This window comes from Sphingomonas sp. BK580, assembly GCF_014194975.1.
In the GTDB taxonomy this organism is placed as follows: domain Bacteria; phylum Pseudomonadota; class Alphaproteobacteria; order Sphingomonadales; family Sphingomonadaceae; genus Sphingomonas.
Genome location: NZ_JACIAY010000001.1, coordinates 21,400 through 42,433, shown reverse-complemented (window position 1 = coordinate 42,433; position 21,034 = coordinate 21,400). Strand labels below are relative to the sequence as shown.

Annotated in this window: 21 protein-coding genes; 9 read left to right on the top strand and 12 right to left on the bottom strand. The window is 64.0% G+C overall.

Annotation, left to right across the window (positions count from 1 at the left end; genetic code table 11):
* Positions 1–111: 111 nt before the first annotated feature.
* Entirely contained in the window at positions 112–816 is a 705-nt protein-coding gene (locus FHY05_RS00185) for a recombinase zinc beta ribbon domain-containing protein (RefSeq protein WP_311732357.1), read from the bottom strand.
* 353 nt (positions 817–1,169) lie between these two features.
* On the opposite strand from FHY05_RS00185, the gene FHY05_RS22750 reads away from it, so the two are divergent.
* Positions 1,170–1,919: a Crp/Fnr family transcriptional regulator gene (locus tag FHY05_RS22750; protein WP_183942417.1), complete on the top strand. Its 750-nt coding sequence runs from the start codon at positions 1,170–1,172 to the stop codon at positions 1,917–1,919.
* 211 nt (positions 1,920–2,130) lie between these two features.
* On the opposite strand, the gene FHY05_RS00175 is transcribed toward FHY05_RS22750, so the two are convergent.
* The gene (locus FHY05_RS00175) at positions 2,131–2,379 is read right to left on the bottom strand and encodes a hypothetical protein (protein ID WP_183942416.1); all 249 of its coding nucleotides are present in this window, start codon (positions 2,377–2,379) and stop codon (positions 2,131–2,133) included.
* A 187-nt stretch (positions 2,380–2,566) separates the two neighbouring features.
* On the opposite strand from FHY05_RS00175, the gene FHY05_RS00170 reads away from it, so the two are divergent.
* The gene (locus FHY05_RS00170) at positions 2,567–3,577 is read left to right on the top strand and encodes a S8 family peptidase (protein WP_311732328.1); all 1,011 of its coding nucleotides are present in this window, start codon (positions 2,567–2,569) and stop codon (positions 3,575–3,577) included.
* A 38-nt stretch (positions 3,578–3,615) separates the two neighbouring features.
* Here FHY05_RS00170 and FHY05_RS00165 read toward each other — a convergent pair whose 3' ends face one another.
* The 4 genes from FHY05_RS00165 to FHY05_RS00155 all read right to left on the bottom strand — a co-directional run bounded on the left by FHY05_RS00165 (position 3,616) and on the right by FHY05_RS00155 (position 7,141).
* A complete protein-coding gene (locus tag FHY05_RS00165; protein WP_183942414.1) occupies positions 3,616–3,759 on the bottom strand; it encodes a hypothetical protein in 144 nt (47 codons plus the stop codon).
* A gap of 79 nt (positions 3,760–3,838) precedes the next feature.
* On the bottom strand, positions 3,839–4,120 hold the full coding sequence (locus FHY05_RS00160) for an NADH dehydrogenase ubiquinone Fe-S protein 4 (protein ID WP_311732327.1): 282 nt from the start codon (positions 4,118–4,120) through the stop codon (positions 3,839–3,841).
* Between the two features lie 1,507 nt (positions 4,121–5,627).
* The gene (locus FHY05_RS22330) at positions 5,628–5,756 is read right to left on the bottom strand and encodes a hypothetical protein (protein ID WP_260181065.1); all 129 of its coding nucleotides are present in this window, start codon (positions 5,754–5,756) and stop codon (positions 5,628–5,630) included.
* Between the two features lie 140 nt (positions 5,757–5,896).
* A complete protein-coding gene (locus FHY05_RS00155) occupies positions 5,897–7,141 on the bottom strand; it encodes an NADH-quinone oxidoreductase subunit D (RefSeq protein WP_183942928.1) in 1,245 nt (414 codons plus the stop codon).
* 393 nt (positions 7,142–7,534) lie between these two features.
* Here FHY05_RS00155 and FHY05_RS00150 point away from each other — a divergent pair, with 393 nt between their 5' ends.
* Both FHY05_RS00150 and FHY05_RS00145 read left to right on the top strand, forming a co-directional pair.
* Positions 7,535–8,641 (top strand): SDR family oxidoreductase, encoded by a 1,107-nt coding sequence (locus FHY05_RS00150; protein WP_183942412.1) that lies wholly within the window; start codon positions 7,535–7,537, stop codon positions 8,639–8,641.
* Between the two features lie 53 nt (positions 8,642–8,694).
* Positions 8,695–8,877 carry a hypothetical protein gene (locus FHY05_RS00145; RefSeq protein WP_183942411.1) on the top strand — a complete coding sequence of 61 codons (183 nt, stop codon included), beginning with the start codon at positions 8,695–8,697 and terminating at the stop codon, positions 8,875–8,877.
* Positions 8,878–9,484: 607 nt separating this feature from the next.
* Here the strand turns inward: FHY05_RS00145 and FHY05_RS00140 are convergent.
* Positions 9,485–10,501, bottom strand: coding sequence for an SDR family oxidoreductase (locus FHY05_RS00140; RefSeq protein ID WP_183942410.1), 1,017 nt, complete (start codon positions 10,499–10,501; stop codon positions 9,485–9,487).
* Between the two features lie 297 nt (positions 10,502–10,798).
* Between FHY05_RS00140 and FHY05_RS00135 the strand changes: the two genes are divergently transcribed.
* Positions 10,799–12,127, top strand: coding sequence for a cytochrome P450 (locus tag FHY05_RS00135; protein WP_183942409.1), 1,329 nt, complete (start codon positions 10,799–10,801; stop codon positions 12,125–12,127).
* Between the two features lie 9 nt (positions 12,128–12,136).
* On the opposite strand, the gene FHY05_RS00130 is transcribed toward FHY05_RS00135, so the two are convergent.
* The 4 genes from FHY05_RS00130 to FHY05_RS00115 all read right to left on the bottom strand — a co-directional run bounded on the left by FHY05_RS00130 (position 12,137) and on the right by FHY05_RS00115 (position 16,359).
* Positions 12,137–12,763 carry an SGNH/GDSL hydrolase family protein gene (locus FHY05_RS00130; protein ID WP_183942408.1) on the bottom strand — a complete coding sequence of 209 codons (627 nt, stop codon included), beginning with the start codon at positions 12,761–12,763 and terminating at the stop codon, positions 12,137–12,139.
* 16 nt (positions 12,764–12,779) lie between these two features.
* Complete coding sequence (locus FHY05_RS00125; RefSeq protein ID WP_183942407.1) at positions 12,780–14,246, bottom strand: YdiU family protein; 1,467 nt, start codon at positions 14,244–14,246, stop codon at positions 12,780–12,782.
* A gap of 655 nt (positions 14,247–14,901) precedes the next feature.
* Complete coding sequence (locus tag FHY05_RS00120; RefSeq protein ID WP_183942406.1) at positions 14,902–15,243, bottom strand: hypothetical protein; 342 nt, start codon at positions 15,241–15,243, stop codon at positions 14,902–14,904.
* Positions 15,244–15,474: 231 nt separating this feature from the next.
* Complete coding sequence (locus FHY05_RS00115) at positions 15,475–16,359, bottom strand: LysR family transcriptional regulator (protein WP_260181064.1); 885 nt, start codon at positions 16,357–16,359, stop codon at positions 15,475–15,477.
* A 124-nt stretch (positions 16,360–16,483) separates the two neighbouring features.
* Here FHY05_RS00115 and FHY05_RS00110 point away from each other — a divergent pair, with 124 nt between their 5' ends.
* Both FHY05_RS00110 and FHY05_RS00105 read left to right on the top strand, forming a co-directional pair.
* The gene (locus FHY05_RS00110) at positions 16,484–17,533 is read left to right on the top strand and encodes an NAD(P)-dependent alcohol dehydrogenase (protein WP_183942404.1); all 1,050 of its coding nucleotides are present in this window, start codon (positions 16,484–16,486) and stop codon (positions 17,531–17,533) included.
* Positions 17,530–18,471 carry a chlorophyllase/cutinase-like alpha/beta fold protein gene (locus tag FHY05_RS00105; RefSeq protein ID WP_221190926.1) on the top strand — a complete coding sequence of 314 codons (942 nt, stop codon included), beginning with the start codon at positions 17,530–17,532 and terminating at the stop codon, positions 18,469–18,471. The genes FHY05_RS00110 and FHY05_RS00105 overlap by 4 nt, the downstream gene beginning before the upstream one ends.
* Positions 18,472–18,604: 133 nt before the next feature.
* On the opposite strand, the gene FHY05_RS00100 is transcribed toward FHY05_RS00105, so the two are convergent.
* Complete coding sequence (locus FHY05_RS00100) at positions 18,605–19,090, bottom strand: nuclear transport factor 2 family protein (RefSeq protein ID WP_183942403.1); 486 nt, start codon at positions 19,088–19,090, stop codon at positions 18,605–18,607.
* Between the two features lie 374 nt (positions 19,091–19,464).
* Here FHY05_RS00100 and FHY05_RS00095 point away from each other — a divergent pair, with 374 nt between their 5' ends.
* Positions 19,465–19,890 (top strand): DUF4383 domain-containing protein, encoded by a 426-nt coding sequence (locus FHY05_RS00095; protein ID WP_183942402.1) that lies wholly within the window; start codon positions 19,465–19,467, stop codon positions 19,888–19,890.
* Positions 19,887–20,954 (top strand): hypothetical protein, encoded by a 1,068-nt coding sequence (locus FHY05_RS00090; RefSeq protein ID WP_183942401.1) that lies wholly within the window; start codon positions 19,887–19,889, stop codon positions 20,952–20,954. The genes FHY05_RS00095 and FHY05_RS00090 overlap by 4 nt, the downstream gene beginning before the upstream one ends.
* Positions 20,955–21,034 lie beyond the last annotated feature (80 nt).

The window sequence follows — 21,034 nt, the reverse complement described above, 5'->3', positions numbered from 1 at the left end:
CAGCCGAAGTTGATCACGGAAATCCGCGGTATTTCACGGGGTGTCACGAGTGCCCATCTTCCCTGAAACCCGCAGAAGTCCGGGCTAGGGGGATCGTTCGTAATGATGGGGTCACAGGTTCGAGTCCTGTAAGCGGCACCACTCCCGGTCAAAGATGGGCACTGTCCCTTCTAGGCGCGGGATGCCGCTGGAAACACCTTTCTCCAGGGCGGCCCGCCGTCCTGAGATGACGATTATCTCGCGCGAGACGCGCACGTCGGATACCAGCATCCGCAGGTAAGCGGTGCGCAAGGCCGGATCGTCGTCGCGCAGCTTCGCCAGCAGCAGCTCTCCAAATTTAGCGACGGTCTCCTCCGTGATGCGGCGTGAACCACGGGCGAGTTGCGCCTCGAGCGTGTCGATTCGAGCGGATGCCGCAGTGAGCGCAGCTCGGTTCGTTGCCATCCGCTCGGCAAAGGCCGGGTCGCGCGGTCCGATCGCGCCTTCCTCGACGAGAATCAGCAGCCGCTGAATGGCGGTGCGAAGCCTTGACTGCTCGGCACGAGCGTGCACGAGCTCCTCCTCGCGCCGTGTGCGCTGCTGGTCGGACAGGTTCACGACGTCTGCCAGCAGCGCCTGAAGCCGCATGGGCGCGAGGAGCTGCCGAGCGACGGCGTCGAGCACCGCCTTGTCGAGCAGGTCGCGTGGTATGCTGGGCCCCTGGCAGGTGCGGCCATTGTTTACGCGCTCGTTGCAGACGTAGTAATGATACCGCCCACCCTTGCCCGAGCGCACGGTCATGCCGCTTCCGCACCCGGGCTCACCACATTTCGCCACACCGCGCAGCAATGTCGTGCCGGCGGCTATATGCGGCGGCGTTTGCCTCGGATTGCGTGTCGCCCGAAGCGCGGCGACCCGCTCGAACTGATGGCGCTCGATGATGACGGGGCAGGGGACGGCATGCCCGATGGCAACCTGCAGCGGACTAACCTTCTTTGCTGCGATAAGTGGTCCGGCTCGCAAGTACGAACATATGGTCCGCAAATTACCCTAGCAGCTTGAGCCATAGCAGTGCGCATCAGGCGTAGGCTGAATAGGGAGTAGTTCGCTATTTCAATCGGGAGTCTCTGCGAATGAGGCGTGATGCTGCAGCAGAGTCGGTTACGAACCGATCCATATCGTCTTCGGACGTGTACAAAGGCGTGGGTGTTCCGCGTAGCATCGACGATGCAACGTGTCGCAGGATCGAAGCGGCCGAACGGCTCCATATTGCCAAACTTCCTGCGCTTGAGCGACTTTGTCGGGCACGTGAAACGGTCACCCGTCGTCGTGACATCGCCCGTCAATCTGGCTCGAGCGACCACGTCTATATTCTCATGGGTGGAATGGCAGCCCGCTACATCATATTGCCGACCGGATCACGCCGCATCACGGCAATCTTGCTACCAGGCGATACGGTGAACGAGATCGGTGGGCGTCAAGTAGTGCTCGACCACAACATCATGGCAGTGTCAGACTGTGAAGTGGCTACGCCGACCGCGAGGGAGTTCGAGGAAAACGTAGCCACCTCGCTAAGCTTAATGGAAGCGCTGTGGCGGTCAGCAATGGCGCATAATGCGATCATGCGGCAATGGCTGGCTAGCGCGGGGCGCAGAACTGCCTTTGAGATGATCGCGCACCTACTGTGCGAGCTGCACGTCCGCATGTCAGAACTAGGCATGGTGCGGGATGACACGTTTAGCCTGCCGCTCACCCAAGAGGAGATTGGTGATGCCACGGGCCTAACCTCGGTGCACGTCAACCGAACCTTCAAGGTTCTAAAAGAAAACTCGCTTATCGCTCGTTCCGGGACCGATTGCCGCCTGTTAGACGTACCACGCTTGAGAAGTTTGTGCGGGTTCGATCCTGGTTACCTCTTCCCGTTTTCCACGCAGAGGTGAGCGATGATGAGGCGGTTCCGCAGGCCGTTGTAGAAGCCGGCCGCTAAGCAAACGGCAGGGCGGGACTTCACGCCCTTTCAGCACCAACTCGGATGAAGCCGGTCCGCGTACGACCTAGGCGGCGAGCCGCGCCGGACAGCTATCGGCTCGCTGCGCGATAGCGCATGTGGTAGTCGCGGCACCCATGTATTGGAGCGGCTCCTCCGGTCCGCTATTCGGACGATCCGGCATTCGGTTGCTCGCCCGTCTTCTGCTCGCCAAGCCGACCAGTGCCGTGGTAGGCGCGCTCAGTCTGGCCTCCGTGGAAGTGGCCTCCGTCTTTACCGCTATGCGGATTTGGGTAGGCGCCGCCCTGGCTCTCACCCGCGCTGTGACGACGGCTCGCCACTTCGCCGTTCTCGTCCGGCAGGTGCGGCTCGGTACCGCTCCCGTCCGCCTGCATCGGCTGCTTCTCGGCCATGTGGATCGTCCTCTCGCAACGCCGCCCTGAGCTTGGCGGATCCCATACATTAACGCTTCCAACGATGGCTGAGCGAGAAAGGTTCGGTCGGAGCGTAGGTGTGGCGGAAAGTCGGTAAAAGGCTTTACAAACAGCGGTCTAACTCCAATCTGGGTGGCGCCGCTAAGGCTTTCCAGGAATTTAAATTGTGTTTCGTCCGTTTCGTCGGGGCGTGCTAAGCGCCTTGCTGTCGATTGCCGCATTGCTGTCCCCTTGCCTCGCTCCCGCGCTCGCCTCGGTGGCTCACGAGCCGAGACCGCGACCGGGCAGCCCTGAGTCACGCCTTAGCTGGGGCGTGCAAGCGTCCGGCATCGGCAGTGCCTATCGAAAAGGGGCGACCGGACGCGGCGTCATTGTCGCGATGATCGACACCGGCATCGATCCAGCGGCCACGGCGCTGTTCGGTCATCTCTCCCCTCAGTCGATCGACCTCGTGCCAAACCGCCGCCACGACACCGGCGATCGCCGTCACGGCGCGCAGGTTGCGACCCTGCTCGCGGCGCGGGTGGATGGCGCCGGGACGTTCGGCATCGCCTATGGCGCGACACTGCTGTCGATCCGCGCCGACCGGGACGGTTCTTGCCTGCGGACTTGCGCCTTCGATGCCGATGTGTTGGCCCGGGCGATTGACTATGCGGTCGCTCAGAACGCCCAGGTGGTCGGTCTCCCGCTCGCCTCAGGCCGAGCGATCCCCGCGCTGGAGGCAGCGTTGGCACGGGCCGTAGCGCGCGGGATCGTGGTGGTCGCCGCGGCGGGCAATAACGGCGCTGACGAACCGGTCTGGCCAGCGCGCTATGCCGCCGAACCGCGCTTCGCCCCGCTGATGCTGGTAGCGGGCGCGAGTTCGCCCCGCGGTACGCTCGCGCCCTGGTCAAACCGCGCCGGAACGACCGCGGATCGCTACGTCATGGCACCCGGCCAGCACGTGATCGTCGGATGCGGTCGGCGTACCTGCGACCTGACCTCCGGCACCTCCTACTCGGTCGCTTATGTCGCTGGTGCGGTCGCGCTACTGCTCAGTCGTACACCCGCGCCCGACGGCGCGACCGCTGCGGGAGCGCTGCTGTCCCATGCCGATGCGCGTCGGCCTACTCGGTCTGATCCGGTCGTCGGTCGTGGACGACTAGATGTCGCGGCCGCGCTGCGGTCGCTTGGATAGCGTCTGACGGACGTACCGGCGCCGACCTGCGCGACGCCCTACGAGTGACCGCCGTGACCGGCGTTCTGCCCACCCGTGCGGCTGTGGTCCTTCGCATTGCGGCTGTTATCCTGTTTCTTATTGCCGCCCTCGTCGTCCTTGCCGTTCTTCGCGAAGTCGCCCTTCTTCTTGTGATCGGTCATGCTGGATCTCCTATTCAGGCCAACTACAACGATGGCGTGGTCCTGCGCATCATGCGACACGCTTCGCTGATGAGCGTGGTCAGCGGAAATTGTCGGCATAGCTCTGCAGCAGCAACCTACGTCGCGGCGCATCCTGCAGCGTGTAGCTGAGCCCCTCGCGCGAACAATAAGCGACCGCTTCGGCCGAGGTAGGAAAGATGAGCCGGACTTGTGCCTGCGTGTCGGCACCACCGGCCCAGCCTGTCAAGGCGTCAGCCCGCTGCGGCGAATCTGACAGAAATTCGAGCGTCCACCCGAAGCGCTCCTTCTGGAGCACCGGACTGCCAAGTCCCTGGTGACGGTAGATGCGGACATGAGCCACTGTTTCACTCCGCGGATGAGCGCGTGAAGGGAGGGATGCGTGAGTGGCGCAGTTCGCCAGGTCGAAAGCCGCCGGCTCCGTGTTCATACTTAGACGATTCCGGGTAGCAGAACACGTTTGTGCGGGGAGGCGAACCCCGGAGCGCCCAGCGGGCGCTCCGGTGCTCGCTCAAACTCCGGTCAGCGCGGTTGTGGCGAGCTGGTCGAGGAACCCTGCTGACCGCCGGCCCTCGAATGACCGGAGCGATGCTTGCCACGCGAGCTAGCAGAGCTGTGGCCGGATTGGCGTGAGCCCGACGAGGCCGCCGTTCCACCTTGACTGCCCGTCGAAGATCCGGCTGAGGTGCCGGCGCCGTTCTGACCCGTGCTCGAACTGCCGGCACTGCCGCCTGTGGTCGATCCCGTGGAGCCGCCGGAGGTGCTCGATCCCCCGCTTGTCTGCGCTGACGCGCTCATTGCCAGGCCTGCCGCCGCAGCGGCGGCTACTATCGTTGTCCAACGCATGATCGTTCCTCTCGCTAGGTCCGGCATAAACGATCCTCGTCGATCAGCTGTCCCGCTTTCGGACGATGAATCACGCTAAAACAGGTGTTTAGCTGAAGTTGACTTTTGTAGAAGCAGCCGTCGCTTCAGCGCTGACCTCCGCTTTACGGCTCTTGGATCAAGCCTCCTTGCGTCTTCGACCGCTTCTGACCGGTACTTGATGGATCCACTCCGAAAAATGAGATCCCATCCATGCCGTTCGCGAGAAGCGCTGGCCGAGAGCCCCGCCGCCACAAGGCTTGCCGCCCTTCGGGTTGAGACTGCGCCGGCACATCAACGTCACCCCTCAGCACTCAGGTTGGCATAATAAAGCATGAATATAGATTGGACGAATTTGGTAGCTATTTCAACACAGGTAAGAGATCGACGGCGTACCCAATGGCTACGGAGCGCGCCAGAGGAGGGGCGCTATGCCGTTGGATGACAATGAGTATTTCTACAGGCGCGCCGAAACTGAGCTTAAGATGGCGCAGGCGTCACAGAACCCTGCAGCGGTGCTCGCCCACTACACTTTAGCGGGGCACTACCTTGATCGCGCTTACGGAGGTCGCGAGCAGCAGCCCGCCTCCCCTGAGGAGGTCAGGGCACGTCTACCGATCTCGCCTACGATGCAGTAGATCTCGTCTACAAGGTAGAGTCTGGGCTTTGCACTCGGGCACTACGTCCGCTCCTTTTGACGATGAGCCTCGCCCGTGGACCTTTTCGAAGAACAGGAAAGTAAACCTTTCTGACTATGGCTGAAGAAGCTGGTCACATCGCGCAGCGCAATGACGGCTTACTTTCAAAAGTCTCAGCCAATACCAGGGCGAGAAGCTCTCGTTCCGTTTGCGCCATCGTTTGCGATAGTGCTTCTTTCCGATACAACTTTCCTTACGCTCGATCTGAAGTTTGCGTATTGATGGCCGAATACCAGGATGAACTAATGCCCGGATCTGAAAGGCGAGCAGGTGGCTCTGAGTGACCGATCACGGCTGGCGCGGAACGCCGCCTCCGTTGCGATCCTGCCCCGCCTTGATCCTCGAATGGCTGTTATTCTCACCCACGAACACAATGATCCAGATCGCCGCCACGAAGGCGGCGAAGATCTCGATCACGCGAATCGCTCGTCGGCTCGGCACTTTCCAATCACTCATGTTCTACTCCGCCGTGAGAAGGTGCGCCACGTCTTGAAGTGTCGATCAGGACAACCTCGGCGCCGGATTGCGCGCACCGCCACAAGCGTCCTTGGGCCGGCTCACCCGATGCTGCCGCAGTCATCTTTCAGCGAATCCACCTCACCGAACACGATGTCGATCGAGCCTAAGATCGAGGTGATGTCGGGCAGCATGTGGCCACGCGACATGAAGTCCATCGCCTGAAGGTGGCTGAAGCCGGTCGGGCGGATCTTGCAGCGATAGGCCTTGTTGCTGCCGTCGCTGACCAGATAGACGCCGAACTCGCCCTTGGAGCTCTCGGTGGCGACATAAACCGCGCCGGCGGGCACGTGGAAGCCTTCGGTGTAGAGCTTGAAGTGGTGGATCAGAGCCTCCATCGAGCGCTTCATCTCGGCGCGGGCGGGCGGCTTCACCTTGCGATCATGACTCGCCACCGGACCGTCAGGCAGGTCGCGCAAGCACTGGCGCATGATCCGCGCCGACTGTCGGACCTCCTCTACCCGCACCATGAAGCGGTCGTAGCAGTCGCCGCGCGTGCCGACCGGCACCTCGAAGTCCATCTCGGCGTAGACGTCATAGGGTTGCGCCTTGCGCAGGTTCCAGGGGATGCCGGAGGCGCGGATGCATGGGCCGGAGAAGCCCCAGGCGATCGCGTCGTCGCGCGAGACGACGCCGATGTCGACGTTGCGCTGCTTGAAGATGCGGTTGTCTACGACGAGACTGATCGAATCCTCGAACAGTCGCGGCAGCCGCGTGTCGAGCCAGTCGGCCATGTCGGTGAGCAGCTTGAGCGGCACGTCCTGGCGCACTCCGCCGGGGCGAAAATAATTGGCGTGCATGCGAGCGCCGCTGGCGCGCTCGTAGAAGTTCATCGTGTCCTCGCGCAGCTCGAACAGCCACAGGTTCGGCGTCATCGCGCCGACGTCCATGATGTGGCTGCCGAGGTTGAGCAGGTGGTTCATAATCCGCGTCAGCTCGGCGAACAGTACGCGGAGGTATTGGCCGCGACGCGGCACCTCGAGATCCATCAGCTTCTCGATCGCGAGCACGTACGTATGCTCCATGCACATCGGCGAGCAGTAATCGAGCCGGTCGAAATAGGGGATCGTCTGGAGGTAGGGCTTGGTCTCGATGAACTTCTCGGTGCCGCGGTGGAGCAGCCCGACATGCGGGTCGACGCGCTCGACCATCTCGCCGTCGAGCTCGAGCACGAGCCGCAGCACGCCGTGCGCCGCGGGATGCTGCGGGCCGAAGTTGATCGTGTAGTTGCGGATGTTGACATCCTGCTCGCCGACACCTTCCAGCGCCGGATCGACTGTCCGCATTGCCTCGTCGGAGCGCGCGCGCATGTCGGCGGCGTCGATCGACCGCTCGGTCCGGCGCTCACTCGGCGTAAAGGCGTTATCGGTGCTGCTCACGATCGTCTCCCGGCGGTGCGGGCCCTCCTTAGCCGGCGCGGGAAACTGAGACTTTCATGTGCCTTACCAACCGAAGTGGGTGAGCAGTGGCAGCGCGGGCAGCCACCTCTGCGTCACGAGCGAAAAAACCAGGGCTGCGATGTGACATCATGTCGTGCGGGAGAGGGGTTCGGGCCAGCGGCAGCACGGTCCGAGAGTATTTTCATGTCGTTCTGAACTCCTGCGCCGCTCCCCTCGTTGGCGCATGAGCAATAGATAATCATCCAAATACATGATGTTAAACGACATCAGGAGATTGATGTGGCGGCTCTCAAAGCCTTGGCCGAGCAGGTCATCGTCATCACCGGAGCGAGTAGTGGGATCGGGCTGACGACCGCTCGCATGGCCGCCAAGGCCGGCGCAGCGGTGGTCGCGGTGGCCCGGAACGAGGAGGCGCTGCGCGGCCTGGTCGAGGAGATCGAGGCCGCCGGTGGTCGTGCCGCTTACGTGGTCTGCGACGTAGGGCAGGAAGGGGACGTGGCGCGCGTCGGTGCGGCCGCCGAACGCGTCTTCGGCGGCTTCGACACCTGGGTCAACAATGCCGGCATCTCGATCTTCGGCCGGCTCTGGGACGTGCCGCTGGCCGAGTGGCACCGCATGTTCGACACGGTCTATTGGGGCACCGTCCACGGCTCGCTCGCCGCGCTGCGCTATTATCGTGCCGCCAACAAGCCCGGCGCGATCGTCAACATCGGCAGCTTGTTCGGCGACAAGGCGCCGGCGGTACAGAGCAGCTATGCTTCCGCGAAATTTGCCGTCCACGGGCTTACCGGGGCGCTGCGGCAGGAGATTGAGCACGAGGGCTGGCCGATCTCGGTGTCACTGATCCACCCCGGCCGGATCGACACGCCGTACAACGAGCACGCGGGGAATTTCATGCCGATGCAACCGGTGCATCGCGGGATGATCTATTCGCCCGAAGCGGTCGCCGAGGCGATCCTGTGGTGCGCTGCGCATCGCAAGCGCGACATGTTCGTCGGCAGCCAGGCGAAGCTCGCCGCCATGGTCGGCGCCATCGCCCCGCGTCTCACGGACAAGGTGATGGAGACGCTGATGTTCACGTCGCAACAATCGCGAACTCGCGTATCCGACGACGATCATCGCCGCGCCTTGTTCAGCCCCGGCTATGGTGGCCACGAGCGTGGCACACACGAGCCGCACCTGCTCCGTGGATCGAGCCTCTACGTGAAGGCGACCAAGCGCCCGGCGCTGACGGCCGCGGCGCTTGTCGGCAGCGGTGTGCTGGCTTGGCGCTGGTGGCACCGTCGCGACGCCAGCGCGCCCGACGTGCCGCCTCCCGAGGCGGGCGACATGGCACAACTCACCCCGGCGGCGACAACACAGGCGCCTGCGGCAATCCACGCCTGACCGACGGCGCCATCGCTCCTTTTCCGAACGGAGCGCACGAATGGAGATATTCAATGTTCGATGACGACGACGAGCCCGCCGGAGATTTCGAACGTGCGCTCGAGGTGGAGAACGATCCCCAGCGCGCCGGCGCAGATGACCCGGGCGAAGATGACGCCGACCGTGACATCTGCGGCAAGGCGCAGGATGAACTCACCGCGGACGAACTGCGGGGAGACACGCGCGAGCATCGGTGACGCGAGTGGCAGCGACGACGCCGGCGAGAAGCGGTGCAGATATGGAGATTAGATCATGGCTCAACCGACAAGCGAACCCTCCCGCCCCGGTCCCCGCGACAGGTCCGCCCCGCTGGTCAGCGCGGTGGCTGGTGCCATCGTTGGATTACTGCTCTATATCTTGAAGCTAGGCGTGGCGCCCGCGGCGGCACCGGAGAACGTGCTGGTCTTCGTGATGGGCGGCGCGCTGGCCGGCTTCGTGGTATCCATGATACGGGCCCGACGACATAGAGAGCGGCCGTAGCGGCTGGTCACAGGCTGCTGCGCGACATCTAGTTGCCAAGCCCGAACCGTTGATCCCTCACAGGCCCAAGAAGCAATTTTTCGCTTGGTTTTGGCCGCGTCGAACGAAGACGAACAACTTTTCTCACCTAGATCGAGAGACGGAACGCGGGCGGTCTGGTGAAGTTCTGACAGGCACTGACGTGTCCCAAGCACATCAGGCTCCTCGGCGCCCCGCTTGCCCTCAACCCCCTCAAGCGGCGGGGCGCCACCTTCTCCTCAGCACGTATCGCTCTCACGTCGAAGGCAAGCTGCGTCCGTCAGGCACTCGCCTCCAGAGGCTGGATCATGGCTTCGGCTTGTCCCTTAACCGCGCGTCCTCCGCCTTCATCCGCGCACGGACACCGCCCTCGACGTCGCGGCCCTCCGCCATCGGCTGGTGCACCGAGCCCGCCGTCGGAGCGACGGCTGAGCCCTTGGCCAGCTCGGCCCGGTGAATGTTGGCTGAGATGCGCTCGGTCAGATCGGGGAAGAGGTGGTGGCCGGTGGAAGCCATTTGCGCCTTCCACCCGACGGGCAACTCCTCGCGCGGATGGAGCGACACCCACACCAGCGCCTGCACAACCTTTTCCGGCCCGTCCATCATCACCATCCGGTCGGCATGGCCGCTATAATTGGCAGTGTGCGTAAAGAAGGGCGTGTCGACCGCCCACGGCATTACCGTCGCCACCTTGATCGTCCGCGCCTGACCGGCATGGCGTATCTCTTCGTTTAGAGCGCGTCCGAGGCTCAGCACGCCCGCTTTCGTCGCCGCATAGGTTGCATGATAGGCGAGCGGAATTTCGCTTTCCACCGAGCCCATATTGACCAGCGTGCCGCTGCCCTGCGCTAGGAAGCGGCGCAGCGCCACATGGCTGCCGTAGATCACCCCCTTCAAGTTAACGTCGACGATGCGCGAATAATCGGCGACGGGCACGTCCCAGAACTTGCCGGCAGCACCCACCCCAGCGATGTTCATCCAAACATCAATGCGGCCGAACTGGCGTGTTGCGGCGTCTGCGAGCGCCTTAACCTGGTCCGGCTCGGCGATGTCGGTTGTCATAACCAGCGCCTGTCCCCCAGTCGCGCGGATCTTGACCGCAACCTCCTCGAGCGCGTCCGTACGCCGCGCTGCGAGCACCACGTTGGCCCGCAGCTCGCCGAGCCGGAGCGCCGCTCCGCGTCCAAAACCGCTCGACGCGCCGACGATCACATAGGTGCGCCCAGCAACGCGCGACAGTTCGCTCCGGCTGAGATGGGTCGAGGTCGCGCACCCAGCGAGCGTCGCGGTTGCCAGGAGTCCAGCAGCAAGGGGGAGGCGCATGCCCTGCTACGCCCGCGCAGCAGTTATGCAGTGCGGTATTGGCTGCCCTGCCGTTTCGAGGTGGCGTATGTTCGGGTGAACCATGTTCGCTTGGCGCTGTTCGCCAAGGCTCCCTGCAAACAAGCGAGCTATGACTCGGCAAACGCTGTCGATAACGCCGACGATTACCATGAGCTGATCGGTCAAGATCTTCGGTTTTGGAAACATGGGCGTTCCTAACCAGTGTCATTAATTAGCCGTTCGCGAACAACATTCGACCACGACACAACGAAGTCATCGTTCGCGAGTTCAGGCGGAATGACGAAAAGCTCGCGCCCAGATCGATCGACCCTGCCACGCCTGTCGGTGGGGGAAACTGTAGCGCTGCTGCTTGCGGCAGGCGGACCCCTTTTTGCCAAGGGGATCATCGTCAGGCGGCCGCTGGTCGTCTGGCTCCTTCAGGCCACGGGAGCCGAGCGGGCGGGCGCGCAACTGCTTCAGCGTCTCAGGCGGCGGCATGGCGACGGCCCGGTGCTATTGCGAATCCCATTTCGAGAACATGCGGTGGTGCTGTCGTCCGCCGACGCGCGGCGCGTGCTGGCGGAGACGCCCGAACCCTTCCAGAGCGACACGAGCGAAAAGCATGCGACGCTGAGCCATTTCGAGCCGGCTGGTTCGTTGATCTCGCGCGGGCCGGAGCGAGCGGCACGGCGTGCCTTCAGCGACGATGTCCTGCAGAGCGGCTGCCCGTTGCACATCCTGCTCCCGCGGTTCCGGCAGGTGATAGAGGAGGAGGCTCCGATGCTGCTTGCTCAAGCGGGCGAGGGCCTGAGCTGGGGTGCGTTCAAGGATGCTTGGTTTCGCATCGTGCGGCGCTGCACATTCGGCGATCACGCCGGAGGCGATACGCGGCTTACAGCCTTGCTGATCCGCGTGCGCAGCCGCGCTAATGGGGCCTTTCTAGCGCCCAAGGACCGGGTGCTGCGAGACCGCACGCTGTCGAGCATCGCCGCGGCACTTCATTCCGCCGAGCCTAACACCCTTGGCGCGCTTGCCAAAGCCACCGGAGACCGGCGCGCGCGCCCCGAGGACCAAGTCGCGCAATGGCTGTTCGCCTTCGATGCGGCAGGCATCGCGACCTTCCGCGCTTTGGCCGTGCTCGCATCTGACCCTGCGTCGGCCAGCCAGGCGCGTGATGATGCAGCACCAGAATTGCCGTTTCTGCGCGCTTGCCTGCTCGATACCGTGCGCCTGTGGCCGACGACCCCGGCGGTGCTCCGGCAGACGGACCGCGACACGCGCTGGGGCGACGCGATCATGCCAGCGGGCACGGGCGTGCTGATCCATCTGCCCTTCCTTCACCGCGACGACGAGCGCCTGCCCTTCGCGCATCGTTTCGCGCCAAAGGTGTGGCTGACGGGGGAGGGGGAGCGCTGGGGCTTGATCCCCTTCAGTGGCGGACCGGGCGAGTGCCCGGCGCGCAACTTGGTCCTTCTGCTCGGCAGCCTGATGTTGCAGTCGCTGCTCCGAGAGAGCCGGTTCGACATGCCGGCGGGCGAGGCGCTCAATACCAGCGCTTTACCGGCTACGTTCGATCATTTCAGCCTGATCATTCGCACGGCGCGGTTGAGGGCGGATCTTCGCTAACCCCAAGCGTCAGGTCCAGATGGACGAGCGCTCCGCCGAAACGGAGCGAACGAGTGCGGCAATTACCCGTGCGATCTTCTCACCACCTTGCGCAGACGGTTCGATCGGGTTGGCGTAGTCCGCCGGCGCGCTGCAGATCAGGCGCAGGTCGACGACGGGCAGCCTGCGCGAAAAGGCCGTGCGCATGATGACATCGTTGAAAAAAGACAGCGCCGACACGACCAAGCGGCGTTGCGGTTCCGGATAATTCGCGTCGTAGATGGTGCAGACGGCGACCGGAAGGCCAAGCGCCACAACGGCGTTCGCCATGCTTTCGTAGGATCGTGCAAACCGCGCCTGCGCTTCGGCAAGGCGGTCGATCGCCTCCGCGACTGAACGGGCGCCCTCGCCCAGTATCGAGGCCTGGCCGAGCGCGTCATTGCCGCCGACCGAGATGACGATGTGGCTGATCCCGTCCGGCAGGCGGTTGAGCTGACGATCCCGCACGTCTTGCGTCACACGGCCGTCTACCGCGACGAGGCTTACCTTCCAAGCTGTCCCCAATTCCGCCCGCAACTGCGTACTGACGTCGGGTGCGGAGGCGACATAGGCGCGGTTGTCGAAAATGGAGTCGCCCAGCAGTGCGACGTGGTTCATTGTCAACTCCTCTCGGCTAGGTGCCGCAGAAGGTCGCTGCCACCCGCTCGTGCGGTAGCGGCGGGGCGGCGAGCGCCCGCGCGTCGGGCTGATCCTCGTAGGGCCGGGAGAGCACATCCAGCATACGCCGGAAGGGTCCAAAATCTTTCCGGTTGACCGCTGCGGCGATCATTGCCTCGACCTGATGATTGCGCGGGATGAAGGCAGGATTCATCCGGTCCATGGCTGACCGGCGGCTCGCCGCATCCTGTTGCTCACGGGCCAAGCGCAGGCGCCATTCCGCCGCCCAGGCGTCGAAGGCGGTAGGATCGATGAAGAGCGCGCGTGCCGGCTCCTCCTCACCAAGCGCGGCTTGCCCAAGAGCGCGGAAGAACAGAGCGAAGTCCACCTGGTTTTCGGTCATCCTGGTCAGGAGAGTGTTGATGAGTTCAACGTCCGCATCTTCGTTCGACGCCAAGCCGACCTTGCGGCGCAGCTCGGCGAAATAGGCCTGCTCGAACAACGGTCCAAACGCGGCGAGCGCGTCCTGCGCCTGTTCGACGGCCGCGTCCTCGTTCTCGTCGAGGAGCGGAAGCAGTGCTTCTGACAGCCGGGTGAGGTTCCAATGCGCGATCCGCGGCTGGTTGCCATAAGCGTAGCGACCCATCCGATCAATCGAGCTGAATACCGTCGCGGGATCATAGGCGTCCATGAAAGCGCAGGGGCCGTAATCGATCGTCTCACCGGCTATCGACATGTTGTCCGTGTTCATCACGCCGTGAATGAAACCGACGAGCAGCCAGCGGGCGACGAGTTGCGATTGAGCAGCGATTATCGCGTCAAGAAGCGCCCTGTATGGCTGCTCCGCCCCGGCGGCTTCGTGGTAGTGACGGCTGATCACATGGTCCGCGAGCAGCCGTAATGCTTCGTCGTCACCTCGCGCCGCGAAATACTGAAAGGTGCCCACGCGGACATGGCTCGACGCCACACGGGTCAAAATGGCTCCGGGCAGGACTTCGTCGCGCACGACCGGCTCGCCTGTGGTGATCGCGGCAAGCGCACGGGTGGTTGGTATTCCCAATGCCGCCATGGCCTCGCTGACGAGATATTCGCGGAGCACAGGGCCAAGCGCCGCCCGTCCGTCCCCGCCACGAGAGAACGGGGTGCGGCCTCCACCCTTGAGCTGGATGTCTCGCCGGCCCCCATGCCGATCCACGACCTCGCCCAGCAGGATGGCGCGGCCGTCGCCGAGTTGGGGCACGAAGTTGCCGAACTGGTGCCCGGCATAGGCTTGAGCGAGCGGCTCGGACCCGTCGGCGATCGCGCGGCCGGAGAGCATATGCAAGCCATCCGAGCTCTTCAGCCACGACGCATCGATTCCGAGCTCGGCCGCGAGATGGTCGTTCACCTCGATCAGCGTCGGTGCAGGGCTTTGTAGCGGGCGGACGGGAGCGAAGAATCGTTCGGGCAAGCGGGCGTAGCTGTTGTCGAAAGGAACCTGCATCTGCGTTCTAACCACCTACAATCCTTCAAGTTTCCCGATCGTCACCCATATCCGGGCTCCTGTTCAACAACGGAAAGGAGGTGGTCGAATGTCTCATTGCCACATGCCGCTGAAGGCGGATCGTCAGAACTCGACCGGCCTCGTAGCGGGTCGAAGCTTCTAACCTATCGACCGTCAGCGGCTGGCAATGGAACGGCCGCTCCAGCGATGGAGCGGCCGTTCGTGCGTCTGGATGAGAGGCTGGTCTGCTGAGTGGCTCCGTCGCCTCGCATGTTAGCTATTGAACTTGTTGTAAGTACTTGGTGTATTGGGGCTGTGCCTCGCTCACCGAGCTATTCAGCCCATTCCACTACATCAGGTAACGGCGTCCAAGGTCAGATTGCGGTCCGCCACGCCTTGCCTGGTCGAGTTGCCGAGACGGAAGGGCGTGCTTGTCGATTGGCTTCGCCGACAAAGCCTTCTGGAACAGCCTCCGCCGATCGCCCGAGGCATCGACAGGGAGATGAACGGGCCGCCAGAGTTGGGGAGCGGCAGGGTGCTCTGAATGATCGCTATTGGGTCCTCGGCACGGGAGGGAAGGGTGGCCGGCAGCGCCTAATGTCAGACGCTCAAGGTCGGTCCGATCGGGAGTGGTGACGACCCGCCGCGAGACGGGTTAGCTGTCACCACGACGCAGCGTCTTCTCGATGAGCCATAAGTGAAGGCGCTGAACCAAGAGGAAAAGAAGGCCGGTGCCGATGAGCCCCGGCAGCACCATACCCTCCTGGCCCGGCCGGGGCTGCAGGTTCATCGCCAGCGCAGCATCGATCGCCAGAACGCCGATCGCCAACGCCGGAATGAATGCGAGAGCCAGCACCCGAGGAGCAGACCACGTCACGTGTCCAGTTAGCCACCATTGCATGGGGAGCCGATCCTCACGGCGGAAGCGCGAATTCGCACGGAACGCTAAACCGCAGAGTAGCAGACCAAAGAAAAGTGCGATGCCGAACATGGCCATACGACTACCCTCCGGCGCGAGGATAGCGGCTTAAGCAGCGGCTGCAATGAGGCGTAGCAGGCCGTTCATCGTGTGACCGAGCCCGCTGCTGTCGCAGCGGGTCCAAACGTTCGCTTTCATGCCAAACCACGCCAACTCGATCGCCGTCCTATCCCGCTATTTCCTTTCTCTGCTGAATTCCCGACCTTGTCGCGGCAGAGATCGTCCTTAGGCAGGGGTGAGGGCCCTGCGTTAGGAATGAGCGATGAATTGGCTGGGGAACCTCATCCAGTCGATGAAGGCCCGCATCGCCGCAGGCATGTGGCGCCTGCTCGGATAGTAGAGATGAAACCCCGAAATCGGCTTGCACCAGTCCGCCAGCACACGCTGGAGCGCCCCCGCGGCGATATGCTCCTGGACGAGGCTTTCGAGCAGCAGCGCGACGCCGCAGCCCTGCAAGGCGCCGTCAAGCAAAAGGTTGGTGTCATTGGCCGTCATCACGCTGTCGACGATCACGTCCAACGGCCCGTCAGGACCATCGAAGCGCCAGGGATGCAGGGCGCCGCTCTCGTACCAGCGATACGTCAGGCAGTCGTGGCCGCTGAGATCGGCAGGCGTCCGCGGCAGCTGCCTTTCCGCGAAGTAGCTTGGTGCCGCCACCACTGCCATGCGTAGATCGGCGGTGAGGGGCACCGCGATCATGTCCTGCTGAACGATCGCGCCCGATCGGATCCCGAGATCGAACCCCTTGGCGATCACATCGGTGATGCTGTCATCGATCACGAGGTCAAGACGTATGTCAGGATAGGCGGCGCGGAACGCGGTCAGTCTCGGCATCACGGTCAGCTGTGCGGCAGTGCGCGGCATGTTTATCCGCAGCAGCCCACGTGGTTGCTGCTGGAAGGCGCCGACGTCGCGTACTGCGTCGCCTACCTCCGCGATCGGTGGTCCGAGCCGCTCCAGCAGGGCTTGCCCCGCCTCAGTAGGCGCCACGCTTCGGGTCGTACGGTGCAGGAGACGGGCGCCGAGGCGCTGCTCAAGCGACCGCATGCTGTGGCTGAGAGCGGAGGGCGACATACCGAGGCGCCGTGCGGCGCCACGAAAGCTTCGTTCCTCCGCGATCGCCATGAAGGCCATCAGCTCAGCGAACTCTGCGCCACGCATATTGGTGAACCCTGTTCAACAGCCTGTACCAAGACCGGTGCATTACACTCAACGTGAGGATGCCCGATATCAACCCAGGACAGGGCGAGGGTTGAAGATGACGGACATGATGCGGCGATGGGAGATGGACCGGCTCGGCCGCGATCACCTTGTCTTGCGCGAGCGGTCAATCCTGACGCCCGGGCAGCACGAGGTGCTGATCAAGGTCGGTGCCGTTTCGCTCAACCACCGCGATAAGATGGTCGTCGACACTGGGCGCGGCCTAGCGCTCGACTTCCCGTTCACGCCGGGCTCCGATCTTTCCGGACAGGTCGTGGCAAGAGGCGGCGGCGCCAAGCGCTTCCTCGTCGGCGATCGTGTGATCTCCTGCTTCACTCCCGAGTGGGTCGACGGCGTGCGCCCCGGTAACGCCCGCACGCCGGCTTATCGCACCCTCGGCGGCTTCTTCGCGGGCGTGCTGGCTGAGTATGTCGTCCTGCCGGAGGATTGGCTCGTGGCGGCACCGGTGACGTTGAGCGACGCGCAGGCGAGCACGCTTCCCTGCGCCGCGCTCACCGCCTGGTTCGCGCTGGTCGAGCGCGGCGGGGTACGCGCAGGTGACACGGTGCTGATCCGGGGGACCGGCGGCGTGGCGCTGTTTGGGCTTCAATTCGCGAAGCTGCACGGCGCGACCGTGCTCATCACCTGCAGCCCGGAGAAGATCGAGCGTGTCCTGGCGCTCGGGGCCGACCATGCGATCGACCGGCACCGGTCCGACGAGCTCGAGGCGCTCTATGCGCTGACCGGCGACCGTGGTGCGGATCAGATCCTGGAGACCGTAGGTGGCGCCTATCTCGCCCGGTCGGTCCTGGCTGCGGCGGTGGGCGGACGCATCTCTCAGATCGGAGCGCTCGACGGCTTCGAGAACTCCTCTCCCGCCATGCCGCTGATGATGAAGGGCGTGACGATCCAGGGGATCGGTACAGGTCACCGCCGCGCGCTGGAAGACATGGTCCGGGCCGTCGCGCGCACCGGCATAACCCCGGTAATCGACAGCCGGTTTGCACTTGCCGATCTACCGGCCGCACTCGAGCGGCTCGACGCCGGCCCGTTCGGTAAGATCGTGATCGATGTCGCCGGCGAGCGCGAAGAAGGAAGATCCGCGTGACGGACCACACGAGCTGGCGCGATGCGAACATGGACCCACCCACGCCCGTGCTCTCGGTGCGCGGGATCGTGCTGCCGGTGCCCGGCCGCGGAGAGGACCTGCGGATGCGGGTCTCCGCCCCGGCGACGGGCGACAACCTGCCAATCCTCCTGTTTTCCCACGGTTATGGCTCGTCCATGGACGGCTATGCGCCGCTCGCAGATTACTGGGCGGCGCACGGCTTCGTCGTTATCCAGCCGACGCATCTCGACGCCAGGCGCCTCGGCCTCGCCCAGGACGATCCGCGCCGCCCGCTGATCTGGCGCACCCGTGTCGAGGACATGAAGCGTATCCTCGACCAGCTGCCTACGATCACGCAGTCGCTGCCGGGCGTAGAAGGCCGCGTGAACCATGCTCTCATAGCTGCAGCCGGGCACTCGTTCGGCGGCCAGACGACAAGCATGCTGCTGGGCGCGCGGATGCTCGCGGCTGATGGCGACGGCGAAGACATGTCCGACGAACGCGTCCACGCCGGGATACTGCTCGCGTCGGGCGGCCGCGGTGGCTGCGACCTGAGCGATGTGGGCCGTGAGATTACGCCTTATCTCAACTCCGGCTTTGAGCATATGACGACGCCGACGCTGGTGGTAGCCGGCGACGCGGACCGCTCGCCGCTGACCACACGCGGGCCGGACTGGTTCGCCGATCCATATCGACTCAGCCCCGGGAGGAAGGCGCTGCTAACACTGTTCGGCGCGGAGCACATGCTCGGCGGCATCTCGGGCTATGACGTGTCGGAGACTACGGACGAGAACCCGAAGCGGGTCTTCGTTATCCAACGATCGACGCTTGCCTATCTCCGCCGCGAACTTCTTAGAGACGGACGCGCATGGAGCTCGGCGTGCGAGAGTTTGGCGTCGGAACCTGAGCCGTTTGGTCGGATCGAGGGTGGCCACTAGGGCGCAGCTCTGATTAGGTCGGAAGCTCCCCAGTTCGATGATGAACGGACGTCCGGTTTGGGAACGAGCCAATCAAGCCGGGAATGACCGCAATTGGGTCCTCCGCGCGAGAGGGCAGGAGGCGCAACGCCCACTAGCGGGCTTCCGCTGCACTCTTCGCCACGACGTTCGCGTGCCGCGCGAACCAGCGCCATCTGCCGCCCTCCCGGTGGTACACGTTGGTGTAGCGGCGATCGAGCGGGACGGCGCCGTAGGTGCGGCCGAGCTCGCTTCTCGGCGTGGGCGTGAAGACCTCCCGTCCCATCACAACGCCGACGTCGCCGTCGACACTCACGCTCTCGATCGTGCGGTCGAAATCCTCTGCGCCGATGCGACCGTCGCGCATCATCGCAAGGAACTGCGCGCGGGTGAGGACGCGACCGGTGGGAGCGTTGATCGTCAGTCCAGGCGCGGACAAGGCGTCCAGCGCGCCGACGTCGGCGCGGGCAACCATCTCCTTCTGCTGCATGTCGAGAGCGGCCAGCGCAGCTTCCGCACCCTTCAAGGGCTGAGTTTGGGCGAGAGACGGTGACGACAGTACCAGGACGAGGCCGACGGTGGACGCAGGCACGAGGCGCATGTCGAGTCTCCGATAGGCGTTGACGACGAGACTGACAGATACCTCAGCGAAGCACCACCGAGAGCTGACGTCCCTCTTTGCCAAATCCGGCCAGCGAGACCGCTACATAGCGCTGGGAAGGCTCGAGCGGCGAGATGAACGAGCGGCCGGAGTTGAGAAGCAGGTAAGGACATCTGGATGACTGGTTCTGGGTCCTCGCCACGTGTGAGCAGAGGCGCCTTCGCGATCGTGGCGCGGTCACCCATCATCGCGCCCGCTCAACAAGGGAGTAACCGAAGGCGTTTGAAGGCGGCACTTGACCCGGCGGCGTTCGTGCATGCTCATCCTTTCCTAACCGGAACCGTGACAAGCGGGCGAAGGCAAGAGGGATGTTTATGAACCGGGTCAGATGGTGGGGGTTCGCTTACTGCGTCGGCTTCATGCTCGTCGTCGCGATCGGCTACGTGCCGAGCTTCCATGACGCTGACGGCAACCTGTTTGGATTGTTCAAGCTCGACCTGTACGATGACAGCCTGCACTTTTTCTCCGGACTTTGGGCCGGCGTTGCCGCATGGTGGTCGTACGGCGCTGCACGGAGCTACTTCCGGCTGTTCGGCCCGCTCTACTTCGCCGATGGCGTCATGGGATTGTTCCTGGGGAGCGGCTATCTGGACGGTGGCATCTTCCTCTATGGACCGATCCGCCAATCGCTCTACGCGCATGTCTTCGCCAACCTGCCTCATCTCCTCATCGGCGGGGCCGCGATCTGGGTGGGCTATCGGCTTGCGCGATCGCCTGGGCTGGCTGGCGACGAGGCGTGAAGCGGCGCTGGCGGCTCCTCATCGCGGTTGGGGCGCTGCTCGCTGCCGCGGTGCTCGTTCCTGTGGCCGGGATCGAGCTCGGTTGTCGTGCGCCTGTCGACGGGTATTCACCGGACGCGGCTTACCGTCGACTACTGCCGATCGGTGAAGGTCGGCCTGAGGCGAGGACCTGGTTGACCTATCCCGAGTGGCACATCGTCTACTCCGCCGAGAGCCTCGGCCGTCATCTTGCCGCCGGACGACCGCCGAGCGCTTACCCGTACGGTGACGACATCACGGGCTTCTGGCGCAGCTTCTGCGCCATCAGCCGAGTAAGCGGGGCCCGACCCGGGGCATCGGACGCGAAGGTCATGATCTACACCATCGGTGTGAGCTTCACCGCCGAGATGGTGATCAAAGCGACCTATGAGCGGACGATGGGCCGGCTGTCGGAGTGGATAGGTGGTTGGCGAAGCGCCGACGACCGCTACGCTGCCACCGTGCAGCAGCGCTACGCCACCTTCATGCATGAGACCCCTTGGTACCGCTTCCCGTTCAACGAGGCGTTACGTGGTGAGTGGCGAACGAGGGATCGCGGCATCCGTCACCTCGAGCGCCGCTTCGCGACGACTGCCGATTATGGCGTAAAGGCAATCTATGCGAAGCTGATCGGCGCTGCCGACGCGGCGGCGATGCAGCCCGACCAGGTTCGCATGCGCTTCGTGGCCCGTTCGACGCCGGACGAGATCGTCGCCATCGATCCGCGTTTGCGCGTCGTGCGCTTCGCTTCGGACGGACTGACCGTGGTCGACACTCCGCGTTACGCGCAGTTCACCGATCTCATCGCCAAGATGGCGTCCGCGCACCTGCAGCTGGTCGAGATCGCAGGGAATGACGACGTGTTCGTGACCCTGCTGGCGCCGGATGGCGCGCGGTGGCAGGGCACCACCCTCATGACGATGAGGCTGGCGGAGCGGCCAGGCTGGTCACGCTATGGCGTGTCGGTGAAGGTGCCTGAGCTCCTGCCAATGGTATCCGCCGCGCGAGCGCACGGAGCGGCTATCGAGCATGTCTACGATTACTAGGACCGCCGTTCACGTGGCGTTGGTCCTGCTGCTCTGGAGCTTTGTCATGATCGCGATGCCGTTCATAGGTCCGGCGGGCC

Coding starts and splice junctions, on each gene's coding strand:
- FHY05_RS00140 (WP_183942410.1), bottom strand. CDS start 10,501: ATGCGCCTCCCCCTTGCTGCTGGACTCCTGGCAACCGCGACGCTCGCT.
- FHY05_RS00155 (WP_183942928.1), bottom strand. CDS start 7,141: ATGCGGACAGTCGATCCGGCGCTGGAAGGTGTCGGCGAGCAGGATGTC.
- FHY05_RS00130 (WP_183942408.1), bottom strand. CDS start 12,763: ATGAACCACGTCGCACTGCTGGGCGACTCCATTTTCGACAACCGCGCC.
- FHY05_RS00145 (WP_183942411.1), top strand. CDS start 8,695: ATGTTCGATGACGACGACGAGCCCGCCGGAGATTTCGAACGTGCGCTC.
- FHY05_RS00110 (WP_183942404.1), top strand. CDS start 16,484: ATGACGGACATGATGCGGCGATGGGAGATGGACCGGCTCGGCCGCGAT.
- FHY05_RS00095 (WP_183942402.1), top strand. CDS start 19,465: ATGAACCGGGTCAGATGGTGGGGGTTCGCTTACTGCGTCGGCTTCATG.
- FHY05_RS00100 (WP_183942403.1), bottom strand. CDS start 19,090: ATGCGCCTCGTGCCTGCGTCCACCGTCGGCCTCGTCCTGGTACTGTCG.
- FHY05_RS00175 (WP_183942416.1), bottom strand. CDS start 2,379: ATGGCCGAGAAGCAGCCGATGCAGGCGGACGGGAGCGGTACCGAGCCG.
- FHY05_RS00115 (WP_260181064.1), bottom strand. CDS start 16,359: ATGGCCTTCATGGCGATCGCGGAGGAACGAAGCTTTCGTGGCGCCGCA.
- FHY05_RS00135 (WP_183942409.1), top strand. CDS start 10,799: ATGACGAAAAGCTCGCGCCCAGATCGATCGACCCTGCCACGCCTGTCG.
- FHY05_RS00120 (WP_183942406.1), bottom strand. CDS start 15,243: ATGGCCATGTTCGGCATCGCACTTTTCTTTGGTCTGCTACTCTGCGGT.
- FHY05_RS00125 (WP_183942407.1), bottom strand. CDS start 14,246: ATGCAGGTTCCTTTCGACAACAGCTACGCCCGCTTGCCCGAACGATTC.
- FHY05_RS00165 (WP_183942414.1), bottom strand. CDS start 3,759: ATGACCGATCACAAGAAGAAGGGCGACTTCGCGAAGAACGGCAAGGAC.